Annotated in this window: 18 protein-coding genes; all 18 read right to left on the bottom strand. The window is 47.8% G+C overall.

The window, feature by feature from the left end:
* Positions 1–20: 20 nt before the first annotated feature.
* Positions 21–1,583: a histidine ammonia-lyase gene (gene hutH / locus FLM48_RS20625; protein WP_179025965.1), complete on the bottom strand. Its 1,563-nt coding sequence runs from the start codon at positions 1,581–1,583 to the stop codon at positions 21–23.
* Entirely contained in the window at positions 1,583–3,313 is a 1,731-nt protein-coding gene (locus FLM48_RS20620; RefSeq protein ID WP_179025964.1) for a glycosyltransferase, read from the bottom strand. The genes hutH and FLM48_RS20620 overlap by 1 nt, the downstream gene beginning before the upstream one ends.
* Complete coding sequence (locus FLM48_RS20615) at positions 3,310–3,687, bottom strand: 3-hydroxyacyl-ACP dehydratase FabZ family protein (protein WP_179025963.1); 378 nt, start codon at positions 3,685–3,687, stop codon at positions 3,310–3,312. Before FLM48_RS20615 ends, FLM48_RS20620 begins: the two co-directional genes overlap by 4 nt.
* The gene (locus tag FLM48_RS20610) at positions 3,680–5,044 is read right to left on the bottom strand and encodes an AMP-binding protein (RefSeq protein WP_179025962.1); all 1,365 of its coding nucleotides are present in this window, start codon (positions 5,042–5,044) and stop codon (positions 3,680–3,682) included. The genes FLM48_RS20615 and FLM48_RS20610 overlap by 8 nt, the downstream gene beginning before the upstream one ends.
* Positions 5,037–5,588, bottom strand: a complete 552-nt coding sequence (locus FLM48_RS20605; RefSeq protein ID WP_179025961.1) for a hypothetical protein — start codon at positions 5,586–5,588, stop codon at positions 5,037–5,039. The genes FLM48_RS20610 and FLM48_RS20605 overlap by 8 nt, the downstream gene beginning before the upstream one ends.
* Complete coding sequence (locus FLM48_RS20600) at positions 5,588–5,836, bottom strand: acyl carrier protein (protein WP_028773458.1); 249 nt, start codon at positions 5,834–5,836, stop codon at positions 5,588–5,590. The genes FLM48_RS20605 and FLM48_RS20600 overlap by 1 nt, the downstream gene beginning before the upstream one ends.
* 8 nt (positions 5,837–5,844) lie before the next feature.
* Positions 5,845–6,099, bottom strand: a complete 255-nt coding sequence (locus FLM48_RS20595; RefSeq protein ID WP_028773459.1) for a phosphopantetheine-binding protein — start codon at positions 6,097–6,099, stop codon at positions 5,845–5,847.
* Positions 6,096–6,899, bottom strand: a complete 804-nt coding sequence (locus FLM48_RS20590) for a 1-acyl-sn-glycerol-3-phosphate acyltransferase (RefSeq protein WP_179025960.1) — start codon at positions 6,897–6,899, stop codon at positions 6,096–6,098. The genes FLM48_RS20595 and FLM48_RS20590 overlap by 4 nt, the downstream gene beginning before the upstream one ends.
* Positions 6,896–7,606 carry a beta-ketoacyl synthase chain length factor gene (locus tag FLM48_RS20585; protein ID WP_179025959.1) on the bottom strand — a complete coding sequence of 237 codons (711 nt, stop codon included), beginning with the start codon at positions 7,604–7,606 and terminating at the stop codon, positions 6,896–6,898. The genes FLM48_RS20590 and FLM48_RS20585 overlap by 4 nt, the downstream gene beginning before the upstream one ends.
* A gap of 229 nt (positions 7,607–7,835) precedes the next feature.
* Positions 7,836–8,714: a DUF3014 domain-containing protein gene (locus tag FLM48_RS20580; RefSeq protein WP_179025958.1), complete on the bottom strand. Its 879-nt coding sequence runs from the start codon at positions 8,712–8,714 to the stop codon at positions 7,836–7,838.
* A 245-nt stretch (positions 8,715–8,959) separates the two neighbouring features.
* Positions 8,960–11,035, bottom strand: a complete 2,076-nt coding sequence (recG, locus tag FLM48_RS20575; protein WP_179025957.1) for an ATP-dependent DNA helicase RecG — start codon at positions 11,033–11,035, stop codon at positions 8,960–8,962.
* 132 nt (positions 11,036–11,167) lie between these two features.
* The gene (locus FLM48_RS20570; protein WP_028773464.1) at positions 11,168–11,764 is read right to left on the bottom strand and encodes a response regulator transcription factor; all 597 of its coding nucleotides are present in this window, start codon (positions 11,762–11,764) and stop codon (positions 11,168–11,170) included.
* Between the two features lie 2 nt (positions 11,765–11,766).
* Entirely contained in the window at positions 11,767–12,840 is a 1,074-nt protein-coding gene (locus FLM48_RS20565) for a sensor histidine kinase (protein ID WP_179025956.1), read from the bottom strand.
* Between the two features lie 62 nt (positions 12,841–12,902).
* Positions 12,903–13,592 carry a M48 family metallopeptidase gene (locus FLM48_RS20560; RefSeq protein ID WP_179025955.1) on the bottom strand — a complete coding sequence of 230 codons (690 nt, stop codon included), beginning with the start codon at positions 13,590–13,592 and terminating at the stop codon, positions 12,903–12,905.
* A 171-nt stretch (positions 13,593–13,763) separates the two neighbouring features.
* A complete protein-coding gene (locus FLM48_RS20555; RefSeq protein WP_179025954.1) occupies positions 13,764–14,690 on the bottom strand; it encodes a calcium/sodium antiporter in 927 nt (308 codons plus the stop codon).
* Positions 14,691–14,861: 171 nt separating this feature from the next.
* Positions 14,862–16,517: an AMP-binding protein gene (locus FLM48_RS20550; RefSeq protein WP_179025953.1), complete on the bottom strand. Its 1,656-nt coding sequence runs from the start codon at positions 16,515–16,517 to the stop codon at positions 14,862–14,864.
* Positions 16,518–16,882: 365 nt separating this feature from the next.
* A complete protein-coding gene (gene trmH / locus FLM48_RS20545; protein WP_179025952.1) occupies positions 16,883–17,584 on the bottom strand; it encodes a tRNA (guanosine(18)-2'-O)-methyltransferase TrmH in 702 nt (233 codons plus the stop codon).
* A gap of 98 nt (positions 17,585–17,682) precedes the next feature.
* The gene (locus FLM48_RS20540) at positions 17,683–18,066 is read right to left on the bottom strand and encodes a RidA family protein (RefSeq protein ID WP_028773470.1); all 384 of its coding nucleotides are present in this window, start codon (positions 18,064–18,066) and stop codon (positions 17,683–17,685) included.
* Between the last annotated feature and the right edge of the window lie 14 nt (positions 18,067–18,080).

Raw genomic sequence — 18,080 nt, 5'->3', positions numbered from 1 at the left:
AACGCGTGGTGCAAATAACATTAGTGACACACTTCCCACTGGCCGAGCTGAATTTTCTCAACCGTTTGGCGCAGTAGTGCTTCTAAAGGCCGGTCTTCAACTAAGGGTTCAAAGTCAGCTCGCACCTGCGACAGTGTTTTTAACAATGAAGGGGTTAACGATGACTGACACAACTCTTGCTGTTCTATTCGTAAATTGATGCCTTGAGTCATTGCCAGCAGCGCGGCTGCCGCGGTTTGCTCTGTTAGCTGTAATACCCGTAAACAATCGCGCGCGGCAATAGTGCCCATGCTGACTTTATCTTGGTTGTGACACTCAGTTGAGCGTGAAAATACACTGGCTGGCATGGTATTTTTCAGTGCTTCTGCGGTCCAGGCAGATACCCCAATTTGTACCGCTTTAAAGCCGTGGTTAATTGCCTGACGTCGACCTTTAGCCGCCGACAAGTTAGCTGGCAGGCCGTTGTTAAATTTAGGGTCCATGACCAAGGCCATTTGTCGGTCAATTAAGTCAGCAATATTGGCAATGGCATTTTTCATCGAATCCATGACAAATGCGATATGACCACCATAGAAATGACCGCCGTGTAAAATGTGCTCGCCTTCACCGTCGACGATGGGATTGTCGTTGGCGCTGTTTAATTCGGTTTCAATGAATTGGCGCATAAATGGCAGTGCATCCTGCAGTACGCCAATAATGTGCGGCGCGCAGCGAATCGAGTAACGATCTTGCAGGCGGTCGGAGTTGCGAGGGTGCTCATGATGATTGAGATCTTGCTGGATCCACGCCGCAATCTGGTTTTGTCCTGGATGCGGTTTCGCGGCAAACAGAATGTCATCAAAATGGTTGGAATTGCCTTTTAGTGTCAGTGAGGCCATGGCAGTGATGCGCGCGCTGAGTCTAGCAAGATACTGGGCGCGGTCATAAGCTAAACACGCCAAGGCTGTCATCACGGCAGTGCCGTTCATCAGTGCTAAGCCCTCTTTAGGGCGTAAGGTCAACGGAGTAATGCCTACTTGCTGATAGACCACACTGGTGGCTTGACGTTGGCCCTGGTAAAAGACTTCTCGCTCGCCCACTAACACACCGGCTAGATAGGACAACGGCGTTAAATCACCACTGGCCCCCACAGACCCCTCTTCGGGGATAACCGGGGTGATATTTAAATTAAGTAACGTTTCGATGCGCTTAAGCAGCGCGTAGCTGACCCCTGACTTACCAAGGGCTAATGAGTTTAATCGGCATGCCATCACCGCACGAGCTTGCTCAATACTTAATACATCGCCTAACCCGCAACCATGAAAACGACTCAGATGAAGTGGTAACTCATGGACCAAATCTAACCCAACCGTAACGGTGCACGAATCGCCGTAACCCGTGGTAACACCATATACCACGCCCTCTTCATCAAGCAGGCTGTCGATGAAATGCGCGCCTTTTTCAATGTAATCTTGATAGGCTTGGCTAGTGTGGAGTTGCGCGTTAGCACCTTTGGCAACAGCGACAACATCTTCGAGCGTAAGCGCGACTTGACCAAACTTAACCGTTTGCTCTGCTGTGTGAGAAGGGTGAGTGTGTGACATTAATTTTCGGTCCTATTGTGCTGACTTTCACTGCGATTTTGTGACGTGCTAGTGCCTGTGTCGCGCAGGGTTTGGTGATCTTTCTGCCAAAAGTCAAAGAAGTTAAACCATTGCATTGGTGCAAGGCCCACATAATGCTCAAGGCGTTCGCTATATTGTGCGACCGCGGCATCGAGGCGAGCAGCTCGACCCGCACGCGGGCCTTTTAGTGATGCGGTAAACGGCTCAACATAAACTCGATAACGATCTTGTTGGCGCAAACAAAACATCATATAAACCGGGCAATCTAATAAGCCCGATAGAATAAAGGGTCCTTGAGGAAAAGGCGCGTCATGGCCCATAAACGGGCTGTAGACTACCCGTCCCATACTGCTTGAAGAAGTGCGATCGCCGGCAATTACGACTAACTCTCCCTGCTCAACTTTCTGTTGCAACAGCATGGAAGTGCTGGGGCCAAGTTCGGTAACTTGGATCAGGTTAAGTGCGCTATCAGGATTAAGCTGTTTGAGAACCCGGTTAAAGTTCTCCGCATGCTCAGTCATCACCAACACATTGACTTTTACTTTGCGTTGGTTGATAGAAATCGCGCGGCACAGTTCCAAATTACCTAAGTGGGATACCAGCAGCACCGCGCCTTGGCCGCTTGCCAGTTGGTCAGCCAGCTGTTGACGATCGGGAAAATCGACTTGGGATAATTTGATGCGGTCACACCAAGCATCGATACGATCTATAGCGGCATTACCAAAGCTTAAGAAATGCTTGAGGCTGTGTTGCCAGCCTATTTTGCCTTGCAGATCGGCATGCTCTGGATGGCGCGCTTGGGCATATTGTAAAAACTTTAACGATGCTTCGCGTGCAGGCCGCCCCGTTAAGAAGAAATAACAAATAACAGGATACATAATGGCGCGGCAAAGCCAGTGGCCACCAATGCGATAACTGTTGGCCAGTAGCTTAATGCCCCAATAACTGCCACGTTCTTTGAGGTTTGACCAATGCTGAGGCTGACGTTGGCGAGCAAGCAACTTTGGCAGGCGTTTTAGCATGCCGAAAAATAACCGCGTATGCATCCACGAGATACGCACGTTGTCTTTTAGTCCCTGAAAATGACTGATGCCACCTTCCGGATAAATGACTTTAGTGGGCACGTGCACCACTTGTACGCCACGCCAATACAGCTTGACTAATACTTCGATATCAAAGTCCATGCGCTCGCCCAAGCTGTCTTGTAAAAACAGGGCTTCTGTGGCGGCGAGCGGGTAGATGCGAAATCCACACATGGAATCTTTAATTTGCAAACTTAAGGTTTCAACCCACACCCAAAAATGGGTAATAAAGCGGCCGTAATAACGCCCTTTGGGGATAGAGTCATCGTATTGAGGTAAACCCGATATCACCGCCTGTGGCGATTGTGTTGCCGCGGCAATCATCTGTTCAATATCATTAAGGTTGTGCTGGCCATCGGCATCGACCTGCAATGCATGGCTATAGCCGTCGCGGTAGGCTGCACGCAGTCCAGTGGTCACCGCGGCCCCTTTGCCTCGATTGTAGGGGTGCTGGATTAAACGCACCCAATCAAAGCGATTGGCTAACTGCTCAAGTAGATAGCGAGTTTGCTCATTGCTGCCATCGTCGACCAAATAACATTGGAGTCCATAGGGCGCTAAAGCCACTAAAGTTTGCTCAATGGCGTAGTGGTGATTGTAGTTAGGGATCACTAACGCGAGTTTCATTGAGCCACCTCTTGCTCAATGGCCTTATCAACAAATGCGATACGCCCTGAGCCGTAACGCTTGTCGCCATCAAAGTAAGTAAACACTAACTTTTGTTTATTCGCTTTGTGGCTAATGCGTAAAGTGACTTCGGTACCGGGCAACATCAATTGCTGAAACTTCAGTACTTCTAAGCTCGTCACATCAACAGCATAGCCAAAATGTTTAGCGCCTAACTGAATCGCCCAATCAAGTTGGGTCACTCCCGGCAATACCGGCTGCTGAGGGAAATGACCCTCAAAGAAAGGCAGGTCGGCATTGATGGCTAAGCGCCACTGTGCCTCGTCATTATCAGCTGAATGGCTAATGATCGGCGGTAAAACAGACTTAATCATGGTTAAACAGCTCAACTAATTCTGTGTGGATACGCTTACCTTGAGTATTGAGCGGTAGCACATCGGGGTAGCGCCAACGTTTTGGTAGGGTGACGCGTTCAAATTGGGTTAGCAACTGGGCTTTTAAACTGTTGTTCAGTGCCAGTTTTCCTTGCGCTTGCAGCTGTTGTTGCCCTTGCTGGCTAAGAATGATGACGCCACCTAAACCCGCTCTTGGCTGGGATAGCATCACCAAGGCGGCATCGTCGACTAACGGGTGGCTACGCAATAACGCTTCCATTTGCTCCAGCGACACCCGCTTCTCTTCAATTTTCACGACTCTGTCGAGGCGACCTTGCAATACAAACTGCTGTGCAGATAGCAGCGCAATCTTGTCATCGCATTTAAGCCAATCATCATGACCTAAATAGGGGGACTGTAACCACAGTGCACCATCAGTTTCGTCACGTTTTATCTGGTGGCTACCAAAACATTGCCAAGCTTGCTCGCTTTGCTGTTGCTGACGATAGCCAATGCCACCGGTTTCGGTGCTGCCGTATATTTCTATGGGCAGTTTACCGTAGCAGTGGGCGACCTTTGAGGCGGCTTCAAATGAGAGCGGTCCGCCAGAACTAAAAATTACCCCAGGGCTGCGTAGTTGCACTTCATTATCAAGTGCGTCGGGTAAACGCGATAGCTGCGCAGGGCTACTCACTAAACACAGGTTAGGAAACAGGTTGGTGTAGTAGGTTAAGGTCTCTGGGTATTCAACTAGCTCGCTTAAAAATGGATACCCCGCCGCGAGTGGCCAGAGAATTTTAAACAGCAGTCCATAAATATGCTGATGTGACACGGTGGCAATCACGCTACTTTGCGCCACTTGTTTTGAGAAGGTTTGCGCTAACATGCTCACTTCAGCATCAAGCTGAGCCAGCTGTTTAATTATCGCCTTGGGTTCGCCACTGCTACCCGATGTGTACAGTTGCAGCTCGCCCCACTGACTTAATGCCGGCCAAGGTTGGCCATTATTGGGGTAATCTTTTTTCAGCAAAATGAGGCGTTTGCCTTCACACAGTGGCTGGTCGGAGAGCACGCCATCAAATTGATGTGTCATGGCGCTGAGGGTGCCACTTTGGGTGTTATTTGGCAGCACAATTTGCTTGCCAGCTAGCAATGCTGCACATAGGCCGGCAGCAAAGAGCGCACTGTCATCACTGGCCAGCAACCAGCGCCTTGCCTGTGATTGAGACAGCTGAGTATGAATATGTGCCACTTGATTGGTAAATAGGGCACCCGTAACAATATCGTGATGATTAAAGCTGATGAGCTGTTGGCTTGAAGGCCCTCTAATGAGCCAAGATGTAAGTAACTCAGTCATGTTTTTTCAACCAAAATGTTCGATACAGCCATTCACCTGCAAACATGGCTCCAATGAGTAAGTAAGCAATCAGACCGTTATACCAAGTCCACACTGCTAGCGTTGCATAACTTGCTGTGTACCACGCCATTGCACCATTAAAAATAAACAAACCGCACCATAATTTGGTCACTGTTCGCAGATAGGTAATCGCAGTTGCGGGTAAATTTGGCTCTTTTAAGCGTGCCAAACGCTCTATCATGCTAGGGCCGCGTTTCAGCGAATAACCAAATAGCGCTAACATGCTGACATTAATCACCACCGGATAGTACAGCAGCCACTGTTGCTCTTTGGCGATAAAGCTGGCCGCGGTTAAACCTATGCCAACAATAATGGGCGCCATCATGGCTTTAACTTGCTGACATTGCAGTGCCAATCGCAATACCAAGGCGATACACAACATTAAAGCTACGGTGCCTGGTGGCAACCACTGCAGGCCAAAAAACACCGCCAGCGGGTAACCGACAATGAGCGCACCAGTGACAATCTGCAGTAACAGCCGCATTAGCTGTGAATTAGCCCTTCAATGGCAGTGACCACATCATCAACGGTACGCACCGCTTTAAACTCGTCAGGTTGTATTTTTTTACCTGTCATCTGCTGCAACTTGATCACCAGATCCACCGCATCAATACTGTCTAAATCCAGCTCTTGGTAAAGTGATGCTTGTAAGGTGATATCGTCCGCATCAATTTCAAAATCATCCACCAAAATCTCTGTGAGTTTCGCGAGGATCTCTTCACGATTTTGCATATGTCCTCCTACGCTCTTTGTGACTCGATAAAGCTGGCTAAGCTAGCAACGCTGTAAAAATGTGCCTTAGTGGCGTCAGAATTTGCTTCAATCTTTACATCGAACTGTTTCTTGATTGCCAGACCAAGCTCGAGCGCGTCAATGGAATCTAGGCCTAAGCCTTCACCGAAAAGCGCTTCTTCAGTGTTAATATCATCGATGCTGATGTCTTCTAAGTCTAAGCAATCAATGATTAACTGTTTTATTTCGTTATGTAAGCTCATAAGTTCTTATCTAGTTGTTGTATGTAATAGTGTTCAAGATCACGGGTGAGTGTCCGCGCCATTTTGGCTTGTCCTTGATTATCGGCATCATAACCGATATGGGCAAATTTTGTCCCTACCTCTACGCGCATACCAATTGTTTGCCTTGGTATCTGATACCAAGCTTGTTGCTTGGTCAGTCCAATCGCATTGGTGCGTAGCACGACTGGGGTAATGTCAGTATGAGTACGTAGTGCAATATTGGCTGCGCCACGGGCGAAAGGGTTAATAATACTGCCCTTAAGTGTGCGTGTCCCCTCAGGGAAAATAATCAGATTAGTGCCAGTATCCAATACTTGTTGGCAATCTTGTAATAGCAGCTCGGCACCACGGTTGGGGATATAACCCGCACTGGCCAATACACCGCGCATAAATGGATTGCGCCACAACCCTTGTTTTACTATGCAGCCGACATTGGGCATCAAACTGATTAACACCACAACATCAATTAATGTTGGGTGATTCGCGACAATGACTTGGCCGGTTGCTTGGTTTAATTTTGCTGCGTTGTTAGGGTACAGTTTCAAAACGCCCGCCCAGGTCAGCATCGACACAAAGAAACGAAACATGCCGCTGACAACCGCCCGTACTCGGCGAATCCGCTGTTGTCGCGTCCCAGGCCAAAAGCGCAGCACAGGTAATAAGGTTATTGAGCTAAGCAATCCCCCCAAGCCAAATACAATGTAACAACCAACGCCGCCAAGCCACCGTGGAACATATCGAATTCCCTGTAGCCTTGGCGCCATGTGCATTTCAGTCATGGATTAATACACCACTGATGGCCTTGAAATTGCCCCGTTAAGCTATGACCTGTGGCAATAGCATGAATAATGGCACCGTAACTTAAAGGTTCGCCCTGAGTATTGCGCGTATTGAGGGTTAATTGCCCCAGCTCACCTTGGCCTGATGGAGTTAATAACAAGGCCATAGCTATCGGTAACTCGGATTCATTGACAAAATTGGCGTAAATATCGGGCACTGGCTCATCACCGAAAGCCAGCAACAAAGGTTCAGGTTGCTGTGCCAACTGACAATAGGCTTCTATTAGCGCTTGTAACAGACTTTGCTGACATGCGGCTATTGAGGTTGAAGGCGCTTGGTTGTCGGTCAATATGGTGTACAAGCCACTGGCGGTGTTATGCACCGATTGGCTAAAACCGATGGGCGAAATAGGTTCATCCTTAATGATGTCTTTAAGTAGCCCTAAAGTGCGGTGTAGCTCGCCGTGACGGGAGGCAAAAATAGAGCGGCATTGCGCTGGCGCTTGGCATTGAAAGGCGACCTCGAGCAACATTTTACTGAGGCGACTGAAACGTCGGCGCTGCATCGCAGGTACCTGAGCTAATTTAGGCTTAGCTTCTGGGTCTAGTTCAGATATAGGAGATTGCGGCCAATCTAACCAATGTGACAAAGTCTGATATTCGGGAGACCACGCTCCGATAGACTGGATGCCTAATGATAACTGCACTGCTTTGCCTCTGCTGTCGCAAAATTGCTGGGGTTGTCCTTAACATAGCGCTGGCTATAGATACGTATGTGGCACAGATGTGGTCTAGTTAACCAAAATGTTTCCGCCTTGTCGGCTATTCTATACCAAAGTAGGGGATATGCTGAATAGGTTTTGTGTATAGAGATGTATATTTTTGGCGGTAAATAAGCAGCCCGCAATGAATACGGGCTACTGCTATTGGAGGTGTTTACTGCAGTTGCTGTTTGATTTTTCTCAGCGCGGCCTTCACTTTACGGCTGTTATCTGGCCCCATACGTATCATGAGCTTTTGCGCATTGGGCAGTGCTTCAAGTTTCGGATCCATAAACTGGTAATTAACACTGACACCATCAAGTTCAATCGGCTGCTCAATAATCGGTGCGGCCAACATCACGTCAATCGCTTCAACCATACGGTCATCAAAGGCCATATCGCCATAGCCTAACTCGGCAAACGCTTCGCCTAGCAATGGTGTCATCTGTTGATAAGCACTCGCGAGCTGCTCTTGATTCATACCCGCTAAGAAATCGGCATATAGATCATATCTGTGGTAACTGTCTGGGTTGAGATAGGTTTTATTGGTGATCTCCGATACGGTAAAGATACGGTTTGGCGCTTGCAGCGGACTGACTTTGCGCGCTAACTCACCTTGCGCCAAGTTATCGACAAATACTACAAAGTGACGTACCAAATCTTTTTCAACCAGTAAGGGTTCAATCTTCATACCATCGGCTACTTCAGCCGTTTTCTGATGGACAAATTCATCACTGTCATTCAAGTTGGGTAGGGGTTCCTCTGCAGGCTCTACCACCTCAGGTAAGGTCACCGGCACCGGTTCTATCACTTCAGGTTCGACAATCTCTGGCTCTGGCAGCGGTGCGACCGTTGGCAGTGGCTCTTCAGGGACGATTTCTGGCAGTTGCACCGGTGTTGGTTCAACTGGCTCAACTGATTTGTCATCGCTGCTGACAAGGTAATAAACACCGCCAATGATAATCAGCAAAATCACCACAGCAGCGATAACCAGCGAGTTGGTGCTGCGGCGTTGCTCGGGGGCTGTGATCCTATCTTCTTGACTTACCTGCATTGATTATCCTTGAAAGGCTTATGCCTGAACGTTGTGTGTACTGTTGTTATTCTGCAAAATTAGCAGAACTTGTCTATAGCCGTTGGCGCAAATAAAGAATATTTAATCATTAAGCACGACAAAGCCAACTTAAATGTCGGTTAATTTGTATCGCGCCTAAGTGTCATCACCGGCTATCGCATCCTTGTAATGAGTGTAGGTGCTCTGCGCTGAACAATGCTTGAATATGGTGACATTCATTGTCTTTAAGCTTGTACAAATTGCTCCCGCTGCCCTAACCAGCGGTTGATGAGTGCATCAACACTTTGCGGTGCTTGCTGCATCACGTGTTGCGCTAGTTTCTGCACATGCGGGATCAGTGCTTGGTCTCGCACTAAGTCTGCTATTTTCATGTCAGCAATGCCCGTTTGTTTCGTCCCCAGCACTTCACCTGGGCCGCGAATTTCCAAATCCTTTTGGGCGATAACAAAACCATCGTTGCTTTGGCGGAGCACGCCTAATCTTTGGGTCGCAGTGGCAGATAACGGCGCTTTATACATCAGCACACAATGGCTATCGATACTGCCACGGCCGACACGGCCGCGTAGCTGATGCAGCTGGGCAAGTCCCAGTCGCTCTGGGTTTTCAATGATCATTAAGCTTGCATTGGGCACATCAACCCCCACTTCAATGACCGTTGTCGCGACCAATAAATGCAGTTTGCCCGCTTTAAAATCTGCCATGATTTGCTGCTTTTCAGCGGGTTTCATACGTCCATGTACTAAGCCAATATTGAGCTCAGGCAGGCTCAATTTAAGCTCTTCTGCGGTATCTTCTGCCGCTTGGCATTCAAGCACTTCAGACTCTTCAATCAAGGTACACACCCAATAAGCTTGACGACCATTGTCGATGGCAGCTGCACGGACTCGGTTGATCACATCATTGCGGCGCAAATCTGACATCGCCACCGTGGTAACCGGCGTACGCCCAGGCGGGAGCTCATCAATGACCGAGGTATCTAAATCGGCATAGGCGGTCATGGCCAAGGTCCGTGGTATCGGCGTTGCCGTCATGATCAATTGATGTGGATGAAACCCTTGATTAATGCCTTTTTCTCGTAGCCCTAGGCGTTGGTGCACCCCAAAGCGGTGCTGCTCATCAATAATAATTAATGCGAGCTTGTTGAACTCAACTTGCTCTTGAAATATCGCATGGGTGCCGACGACGATATGGGCATCACCGGATTTAATGTCAGCTAGCGACTGAGTTCTGGCTTTGCCTTTGAGCTTACCGGCTAACCAGCCTACTTTTAATCCTAACGGTTCAAACCAGGCACTAAAATTATTAGCATGCTGCTCGGCCAATAGCTCTGTTGGAGCCATCAGTGCCACTTGATAACCACTTTCTATGGCTTGCAGCGCTGCCAATGCGGCCACTAAGGTTTTACCGGAGCCAACATCACCTTGCACTAAACGCATCATTGGGTGTGGCTTGGCTAAATCGTCACCAATTTCTGCCACCACCCGTTGTTGAGCAGCGGTGGGTTTAAATGGCAGATCACGTAAAAAAGGGTTGAGCAGCTGGCCACTGGCAGCCATGGGGATTGCCGCATCATGGTTCACTCTTTGTCTGAGTTTTAACATGCTGAGGTTGTGGGCCAATAGTTCTTCTTGGATCAGCCGTTGCTGGGCAGGATGGTGACCTTGTTCTAGTTCAAACTGGGCAACATCAGCAGGTGGACGGTGCAAGATCTGCAAAGATTTCCGCAAGGATAAATTACCTGGCTGTAAGCTATCAGGCAGCAGCTCTTGCAAGCCGCCATCTTCAAGCATGGCTAAGGCTTGTTCGGTGAGCTTTATCCAGCTGGCTTGTTTTAGGCCTTCGGTAGTTGGATAAATGGGAGTCAGTGTGTCGCTAAGGTTAAGGTCGTCCCCTGGCTGAATCACTTTATATTCAGGATGAATGATCTCAGCATGATGCTTACCGCGGCGTATTTCACCATAGGCGCGGATAGTGGCGCCATTTTCTAAGCCGTTACGTTGTGCCAACGAAAAATTAAAAAAGCGTAACGTGATCACCCCGGTGTCGTCGCGTACTGTGCACGTTAGCATGCGTTTGCGACCTTGGATTATCTGGCTAGATTGAATGACTGCTTCAATGGTGCCGTAATGGCCGGGGTGTAAACTGGCGATAGGGTAGATTTGGGTGCGATCTTCATAGCGCAGTGGTAAATGGAATAGCAAATCTTGCACTGTTTTAATGCCGAGCTTATTTAAGCGTTCAGCCATTCGCTTGGCTACGCCTTTTAGCTCAGTAACAGCAATAAGATCGAGTCTTCTCACTTACGATACCCATTTGATAGTTTAGCTGTTTTAACGGCTAAAACCTGCTAACACTGTAAATATATACATATATTATCAGAGATATCAGTTTACGCAATCTTCAATGAATTAATCATCTTATACTAACTGGTATTACAGCCACCCCTTCTGTTTGGCAATACGTGCCGCATCAATACGGTTACTGGCATGCAGTTTTGAGATGGCTTCTGATAAGTAGTTACGTACTGTACCTTCGGCGATAAACAGCTGCCCAGCAATTTCTGCGGTTGATTTGCCTTCGCTGGCTAAGCGCAGTGCTTTACGCTCTTTGTCATTGAGCGGATCTTGCTCGCCCATGGCGCTGATGGCCAGTTCGGGGTCGATCACCCGTTTGCCTTGCATGACTTGTTCAATGGCTTTAATCAAAGATTCCGATGGCGCATCTTTAAGTAAAAAGCCGCCAACACCTAAATCTATTGCACGCTTAATGTAGCCGGCGCGGCCAAACGTGGTTAGCACCACTACTTTGGTCGTGGGGGCGTGTTGTTGGCACCACTGCGCTAACTCAATGCCACTGCGGCCAGGCATCTCTATGTCGGTCAACAGCAGATCAAAGCTATGTTGCTGCAAAGCCGCAACGGCCTCGTCGCCATCGCAAGCTTGAGTAATGTCGTAGTCGGTTTCTAAACTCAGCAGTGCCGCGAGTGCACCCCGTACCATGGCCTGATCTTCGGCTAATAGAATGCGCATGCTTAATGGGCTCCTGCTATGGGTAAATAAAGACTAAATTGGCAATGGGGCTGACTGCGATACTGTAAGCTACCGCCCAGTTTATTTAAACGTTCACGAATGCCTTTAATGCCATTGCCTTCGGTAATGTCTACGCTGTCGCCGTCATCTTCAATGCAAATACAATGTTGGCTTTCGTCTTGGCTAAACTGCAATTGGCAGTGGCTAGCATTGCTGTGGCGCACAATGTTGTTACACAGTTCGGTGACCGACAAGATGACCTGGGTTTCAACCTCTGCCTCAAGTTGCGGGATATCGCCGACTAGGCTGACGGATAAACCTTTATCACGTAGGGTTTGGCATAAATTAGCGACGCTGGCTTGCAGGCCTTGGTGTTTATAACCTGACACCGTTTCACGCACCTGCGATAAGCTCTCTCGAGCAATGCCATTGAGCTCTTGCAGCTGGGTTTGTGCCTGAGCAATGTTGCCTTTGGCCAGTAGTTTTTCTGCTAACTCGGCTTTGAGTGAAATAGACGATAAACTGTGGCCCATAATGTCGTGCAAATCTCGGGCGATACGTTCGCGCTCTAACATAGTGGCGAGCTGACTGATCTCATCTTGGCTTTGCTGTTGTTTGCATTTGGCCTCAATTCTTTTACGCTCGGCCACCCCAAATAAACCAATACCTGCCACTAAACCGGTACCGTAGATGGCAAAATAGTGACTGATTTCTAAAAAATAACTGAGGGCAAACAGACTGGCTGCCAAAGCAATAAATGCCTGTAATGCGCGGTTTAATGGATAGAAAAAACCAATAAAAAAGCCAGCAAAGGTGAATAGCGACAATGAACCGGTATTAATTGGCGTGGTGGCAATCCCCAGAGCAATCATCACTAAAATGGGTTTGTACGCGTGGTGCTTATTGCTGCGATAAGCCCAAAAGTAGGCATACACAAACGGAATGAGTGCCAATAATGCCAGGGTGATTTGCCACACTGGCTTGTCTCCAAAAAACAGCGGAATAAGGTAAAAAGCCAGGTTAACTAAATATACCCAAGCTAATTTATCTTCTTGTTGTGAGATTTTGTTTATCATTTGTCCATTCCATTTGACGGGACACATGGCCCGCAAGCGGGCCAGTTTGACTAATTGAGCCGTTAGTTTTTAACGCTTAATGACTGGTTTTGCTGTAGCAGGAAGTTAGCCCAGCCGTAACCTGAATCTACGTTGATAGCATTTTGCCAATCAGCAATTGCGCCAGCATTATCGCCTAACTCCTGCTTAGCTAAGCCGCGCCAAGTGTATGCTTCTGCATGACCCCAACAGATGTTATCGCAGGGTTCGGCAAACAATTCAATAGCTTTGCTGCTTAGATCGATACTGTTTTGTTTGCTACCGCCATAGGCTGCGGGGGTGTTAAATGCGTTCATGGCTTTTACTAACAACAGTCTTGGGTTGTTGGGCGTCAGTTGCTTGGCTTGTTCCAGTGCTTGGTATATTTTACCGCCGTAAGTCGCACCGGTTTGTGGATCTAAGCCTATTTGCATGCCATAGGTTGCGGCGAGCAAAATCAACACTTCACTGTTATCTTGGTTGCCATTAAGCGATTCTAACGTGTGCTCGGCTGCATCAATGGCTGTTTGTGCGGTGTTGCGATCGCCCATAACATTAGCACTGATGGCTAAGCGGTAGTTGGCATAGGCTTGCTCATAACCTTGTGACTCACTGGCCATGGTTTGCAATTGATCAACCGCCATATGATTCACGGCGTTATCGATGTCGCGAATTTCGACTGCGTGCAGTTGGCTGCTTAATGCGAGTGATGCTAATAAAGTCAGTGTTTTCATGTTGCTCTCCTAGATAGGTGTTGTCCTTAAATTCAGGTTCAGTATCTAAGTTGCGAGCAATAATCGGCAGGCACAAATGTCATCAATAGCCGATGACATTTGTCATTGAATGTAGGTGAGCTTTGTCACCTACATTTAATTTTATATATTAAATCAGCTGGATAACTAATTTTAGGCGTTTAATACTAGGTGACTAATGTAGGCTAAATAGCACACCAGCAATAGGCTGCCTTCACGGCGGCCAATGCGATAACCTGTCCAAGCAAACGGCAGTAATATCGCCGCGAGCATCAACATCACTATCAGATCGAGTGTGGACAATGATTGGCTCGATATCGGTGCAATCAATGCCGTAACCCCCAAAATACCTAAAATGTTAAATAGGTTAGATCCCACCACATTGCCAATGGCAATATCACTCTTTCCGCGGCGTGCCGCCACCACTGAAGTCGCTAACTCTGGCATGCTGGTGCCAATGGCCACAACCGTTAAGCCGATAACCACTTGGCTAATACCAAGCACTGTTGCTAGCTCCACAGCGCCATCAACAAACAGTATGCCGCCACCTACAAGCATGGCAATGCCAACCACTATTATGGCCATGGATTGCCAAGAGGGGGTCGTATCGGTTGCGCCTACATCACTCGGTGTTTGTGTGTCGGCTTTCAGGTAGCTCATAATGAGATAGCCAAGCAACAAACTCGACAAAATCATGCCGTCGATGAGTCCGAGGCCACCATCCCACAGTAAGGCACTGAGTAGCAGCGATGCCAGAATCATAATGGGGATATCACGTTTAACCATTTGTGATTTGACCCGAATCGGCTTAATCAGTGCAGTGATTGCCAAAATAAGCCCAATGTTGGCAATGTTAGATCCGAGCACGTTACCAATGGCAATATCGGCATTATCCGCTAAGGCCGCTTTAATACTCACGGCAAATTCTGGAGCACTGGTGCCAAATGCCACTATGGTTAGGCCTATCACTAATGGCGTGATACCCAACTTTAACGCAATCTGACTCGCGCCTTTCACTAACGCCTCTGCACCCAAGGTGAGGATGATAAAGCCAGCAATAATCGACAGAGCAATCCACATAATGTCAAATTTAAGATTAATTTAAGGGAGCGCAAGAATAGGCCGAAACGCTAAAAAGGCAACTAAAAAAACGCAATAAAACGATTAATTTTTGTTTAATTTAGGCGTGCAAAAAAGCACGTCTAGGACGTGCTTTTTAACTGGGGTAAATAAGTCATTGATTGCCGCTGATTATAGCTCTTCTTCCCAGCGCACTTTGGCACCGCGGATACCATCAACTTTCTCGCTATAGCGCTTTTCAAGCACATGGCGTTTAATCTTTAACGTTGGCGTGAGCACGTCGTTATCCACATCCCAAGTTTCGGCCACAACCACAATGGCATCGATGGTTTCATGGGATTCGAGATTAGGGTTGATGCTGTCTAATGTCGCCTTAAGCGAGGCGCGTACTTCTTCACGAGGTTGCAATTGTGCGCCTTCTGATAGCTGCACAAGGGCAATCGGGTGCGGCAGGCCTGAGCCGATGACGCATAGCAACTCTACGTGCGGGTCCTGTGCCAGTTTGCGCTCAATGGGCACAGGTGCAACGTATTTACCTTTGGCGGTTTTAAAGTTGTCTTTCACGCGGCCTGTGATGCTGACACAGCCATCTTGGTCGATATCACACAGGTCGCCGGTTTTGAAAAAGCCATCTTCATCAAAGCTAGCAGCCGTCACTTCAGGCTGTTTGTAGTAGCCGGTCATCAAGCCGGGGCTTTTGACTAACAGCTCACCGGTTTCAGCTCGTTTAATTTCACAGCCTTCAATAGCACGTCCTACAGAGCCAATTTTTTTAGCATCAAATGGGAAGTTAATGATGGAATAAGCACTGTTTTCTGTCATGCCCCAAGCTTCGCTGATGTTGAGGCCAATATTGTGGTACCACGCGATCAATGAAGGTGGAATTGGCGCTGAACCAGAACCGAGTAAGTGGCAATGCTCTAAACCCAAACCTTGGTGGATTTTTTTCTTCACGATGCTGCTAATAATGGGCACCTTGAGCAAAAAGTTAAGCTTGGCATAACCAATCTTATCGATGATGTTCTTTTGGAATAAGCTCCACAGGCGCGGTACCGAGAAAAATACCGTTGGCTGCGCGCGTTGTACATCCGCCACAAAGCTGTCGAGGCTTTCAACAAAGGCGACTGTGCTACCTGAGTAAAACGATGAGCCTTCAATGGCGACACGCTCAGTAATATGTGCCAGCGGCAGATAAGAGATAAGGCGGTCTTTCACATCCGTTTGTAAGTCGCGTACTACTGCCTGACATGTCCACGCGTAGCTGCCATAGGTTTGAATGGCACCTTTAGGTTTGCCGGTTGACCCTGAGGTGTAGATCAGCGTCATGGTGTCGTCTGCTTCAGGGAACTTGGCATCAACCAGAGGTTGACCCAGCTTGAGTAAGCTGTCCCACTGGTATTGTGCTGGCATCGTATCGTAAGGCATAGCTAAACGCAGGATATCGCCGCCAACACCGGGCTCTTGGTCAGCCCAATAATCGAGTTTACCAATAATAATGGCTTTGGCTTCGCTGTGCTCCAATACGTATTTAATGGTATCGGCATTAGCGGTAGGGTAAATCGGTACACTGATATAGCCGCCATGCATTAAGGCTAAATCGGTAATAAACCATTCGGCACAGTTTTTAGATAAAACCGCGACTTTGTCGCCAGGCTGTAAACCTAAGTGTCTGAGGGCGCCGGCAAGCTGTTGCATTTTTTGCTGCACATCTTGCCAAGTGAAATCAACATACTGACCATTTATGGGCTGTCTAAGGTAGATACTGTCGCCTTGCGTATCGACCCACCGGGCAAGCATCTCTACTGGGGTTTTGATTGCTGAATCCATCTGATCTTCCATATTTGTTATTTTTTATTGTTCACTCAGCTGAGCGGGTAGTCTTGTTGTTTAGATTGATATTTATTACGGGTAATCAATATGAGTATGGCGAATAAAAGAAATGATGACAATTGATTTGCAGGACAAAGCCCTGAATTGTCATCATAGTGTTATAAATGACAGCCAGATGTAGTGGGGCTGTAAGGTAGGCTTCAACACGCTCAAGGTAGGTTATTACTGCATAAAGTTAAGCCACTACTGAGCAAAACACATAGTGGCTTAAAAGATAAAAAAAACATGGGCTTTAGCCTGCTAACGTAACAGCAAGCTAGCATATCGCATGGGCAATGCGGGCTTTTTTACGCTTTGAGCGCCTATTCAGGTTCGGCGTTCGGGTCTGGCGCGCGCATGCGCTGCCACCAATCTTCATTAGCGGCAATTTGCCCTTGCTCGTCTACTCGTGGGTAAGGAATACCTTTGCGGCGACAAGCTTTAGCATAGATAGGATGGCCTTGTTCAAAGAGCATTTTTTGGCAATAGGCATCATCTAGGGTGCGTTTACCGTACATGCCAGCAATTTCCCGCTGGCGCTGAGCTTCATACATAATGAGTGCTGATGCCACCGAGACATTCAGTGACTGCACCATGCCGATCATCGGAATAATTATGTGTTGGTCAGCGATCGCGATACCTTCTTCACTGACGCCGTCGCGCTCGTTACCCATAATAATTGCTGTGGGTTTAGTGTAATCAATGTCACGAAAATCTACCGCGGTATCAGAGAAGTTAGTCACTAACACTTGCATGTTTTGTGCATCAAAACAGGCTTTTGCTTCACTCATGTGGTAGTGCTTTTTAGTACCAACCCACTGCTGACTGCCAGAAGCTGTGTTACCCGATACGCGCATATCAATGTCGGGCCAAACCGCATGGATTTGGTGGATGCCTACGGCATCGGCTGTGCGGACAACCGCGGCAATGTTATTGGTTTTATGAACTTTATCTAAACAGATAGTCAGGTCGGTTTGACGATTGTCGAGCATCTGATTGATGCGCTGTAAACGTTCGGGGCTCATAGTCTTTTTATTTCAGTGTGGTCAACAAGTTGGGCTAACAGTCACGAGTAAAAATAACAAAGGGCGCTTATGCGCCCTTTAATACTGAGTGTTAGGCTTTATAGCTCTAACACGCCGTCCATTTCGACTAGCGAATCTTTAGGCAGTTGCTTAACGCCAATCGCTGCACGGGCAGGGTAAGGCTGACTGAAATAACGACCCATAATTTCGTTAACCGTCGCAAAGTTGCTTAGATCGGTCATGAAGATGTTGAGTTTAACGATGTCGTTTAATGAACCACCTGCGGCTTCACAAACGGCAGTTAGGTTGTCAAACACTTGCACAACTTGTGCTTCAAATTCATCGCTCACCATCTCCATTGTTTGTGGATTCAGTGGAATTTGACCTGATAGGTAGACAGTGTCTCCCACTCTAACAGCTTGAGAATAAGTGCCGATAGCTTGCGGGGCTTTATCGGTAGCGATGATTGTTTTTTCAGCCATGAAACTCTCCGTTA

It is taken from the genome of Shewanella sp. Scap07, assembly GCF_013394145.1.
Taxonomy (GTDB): Bacteria; Pseudomonadota; Gammaproteobacteria; order Enterobacterales; family Shewanellaceae; genus Shewanella; species Shewanella waksmanii.
The sequence above is the reverse complement of the archived record's forward strand: the minus strand, read 5'-3'. Positions and strand labels throughout refer to the sequence as shown.

What these genes read in the sequence shown, in the direction of transcription:
- FLM48_RS20620 (WP_179025964.1), bottom strand. Translation starts at nt 3,313, where the DNA reads ATGAAACTCGCGTTAGTGATCCCTAACTACAATCACCACTACGCCATT.
- FLM48_RS20560 (WP_179025955.1), bottom strand. Translation starts at nt 13,592, where the DNA reads ATGAAAACACTGACTTTATTAGCATCACTCGCATTAAGCAGCCAACTG.
- FLM48_RS20590 (WP_179025960.1), bottom strand. Translation starts at nt 6,899, where the DNA reads ATGACTGAAATGCACATGGCGCCAAGGCTACAGGGAATTCGATATGTT.
- FLM48_RS20570 (WP_028773464.1), bottom strand. Translation starts at nt 11,764, where the DNA reads ATGCGCATTCTATTAGCCGAAGATCAGGCCATGGTACGGGGTGCACTC.
- FLM48_RS20540 (WP_028773470.1), bottom strand. Translation starts at nt 18,066, where the DNA reads ATGGCTGAAAAAACAATCATCGCTACCGATAAAGCCCCGCAAGCTATC.
- FLM48_RS20565 (WP_179025956.1), bottom strand. Translation starts at nt 12,840, where the DNA reads ATGATAAACAAAATCTCACAACAAGAAGATAAATTAGCTTGGGTATAT.
- FLM48_RS20600 (WP_028773458.1), bottom strand. Translation starts at nt 5,836, where the DNA reads ATGCAAAATCGTGAAGAGATCCTCGCGAAACTCACAGAGATTTTGGTG.
- FLM48_RS20610 (WP_179025962.1), bottom strand. Translation starts at nt 5,044, where the DNA reads ATGACTGAGTTACTTACATCTTGGCTCATTAGAGGGCCTTCAAGCCAA.
- FLM48_RS20550 (WP_179025953.1), bottom strand. Translation starts at nt 16,517, where the DNA reads ATGGATTCAGCAATCAAAACCCCAGTAGAGATGCTTGCCCGGTGGGTC.
- hutH (WP_179025965.1), bottom strand. Translation starts at nt 1,583, where the DNA reads ATGTCACACACTCACCCTTCTCACACAGCAGAGCAAACGGTTAAGTTT.
- FLM48_RS20595 (WP_028773459.1), bottom strand. Translation starts at nt 6,099, where the DNA reads ATGAGCTTACATAACGAAATAAAACAGTTAATCATTGATTGCTTAGAC.
- FLM48_RS20580 (WP_179025958.1), bottom strand. Translation starts at nt 8,714, where the DNA reads ATGCAGGTAAGTCAAGAAGATAGGATCACAGCCCCCGAGCAACGCCGC.
- FLM48_RS20555 (WP_179025954.1), bottom strand. Translation starts at nt 14,690, where the DNA reads ATGTGGATTGCTCTGTCGATTATTGCTGGCTTTATCATCCTCACCTTG.
- FLM48_RS20615 (WP_179025963.1), bottom strand. Translation starts at nt 3,687, where the DNA reads ATGATTAAGTCTGTTTTACCGCCGATCATTAGCCATTCAGCTGATAAT.
- trmH (WP_179025952.1), bottom strand. Translation starts at nt 17,584, where the DNA reads ATGAGCCCCGAACGTTTACAGCGCATCAATCAGATGCTCGACAATCGT.
- FLM48_RS20605 (WP_179025961.1), bottom strand. Translation starts at nt 5,588, where the DNA reads ATGCGGCTGTTACTGCAGATTGTCACTGGTGCGCTCATTGTCGGTTAC.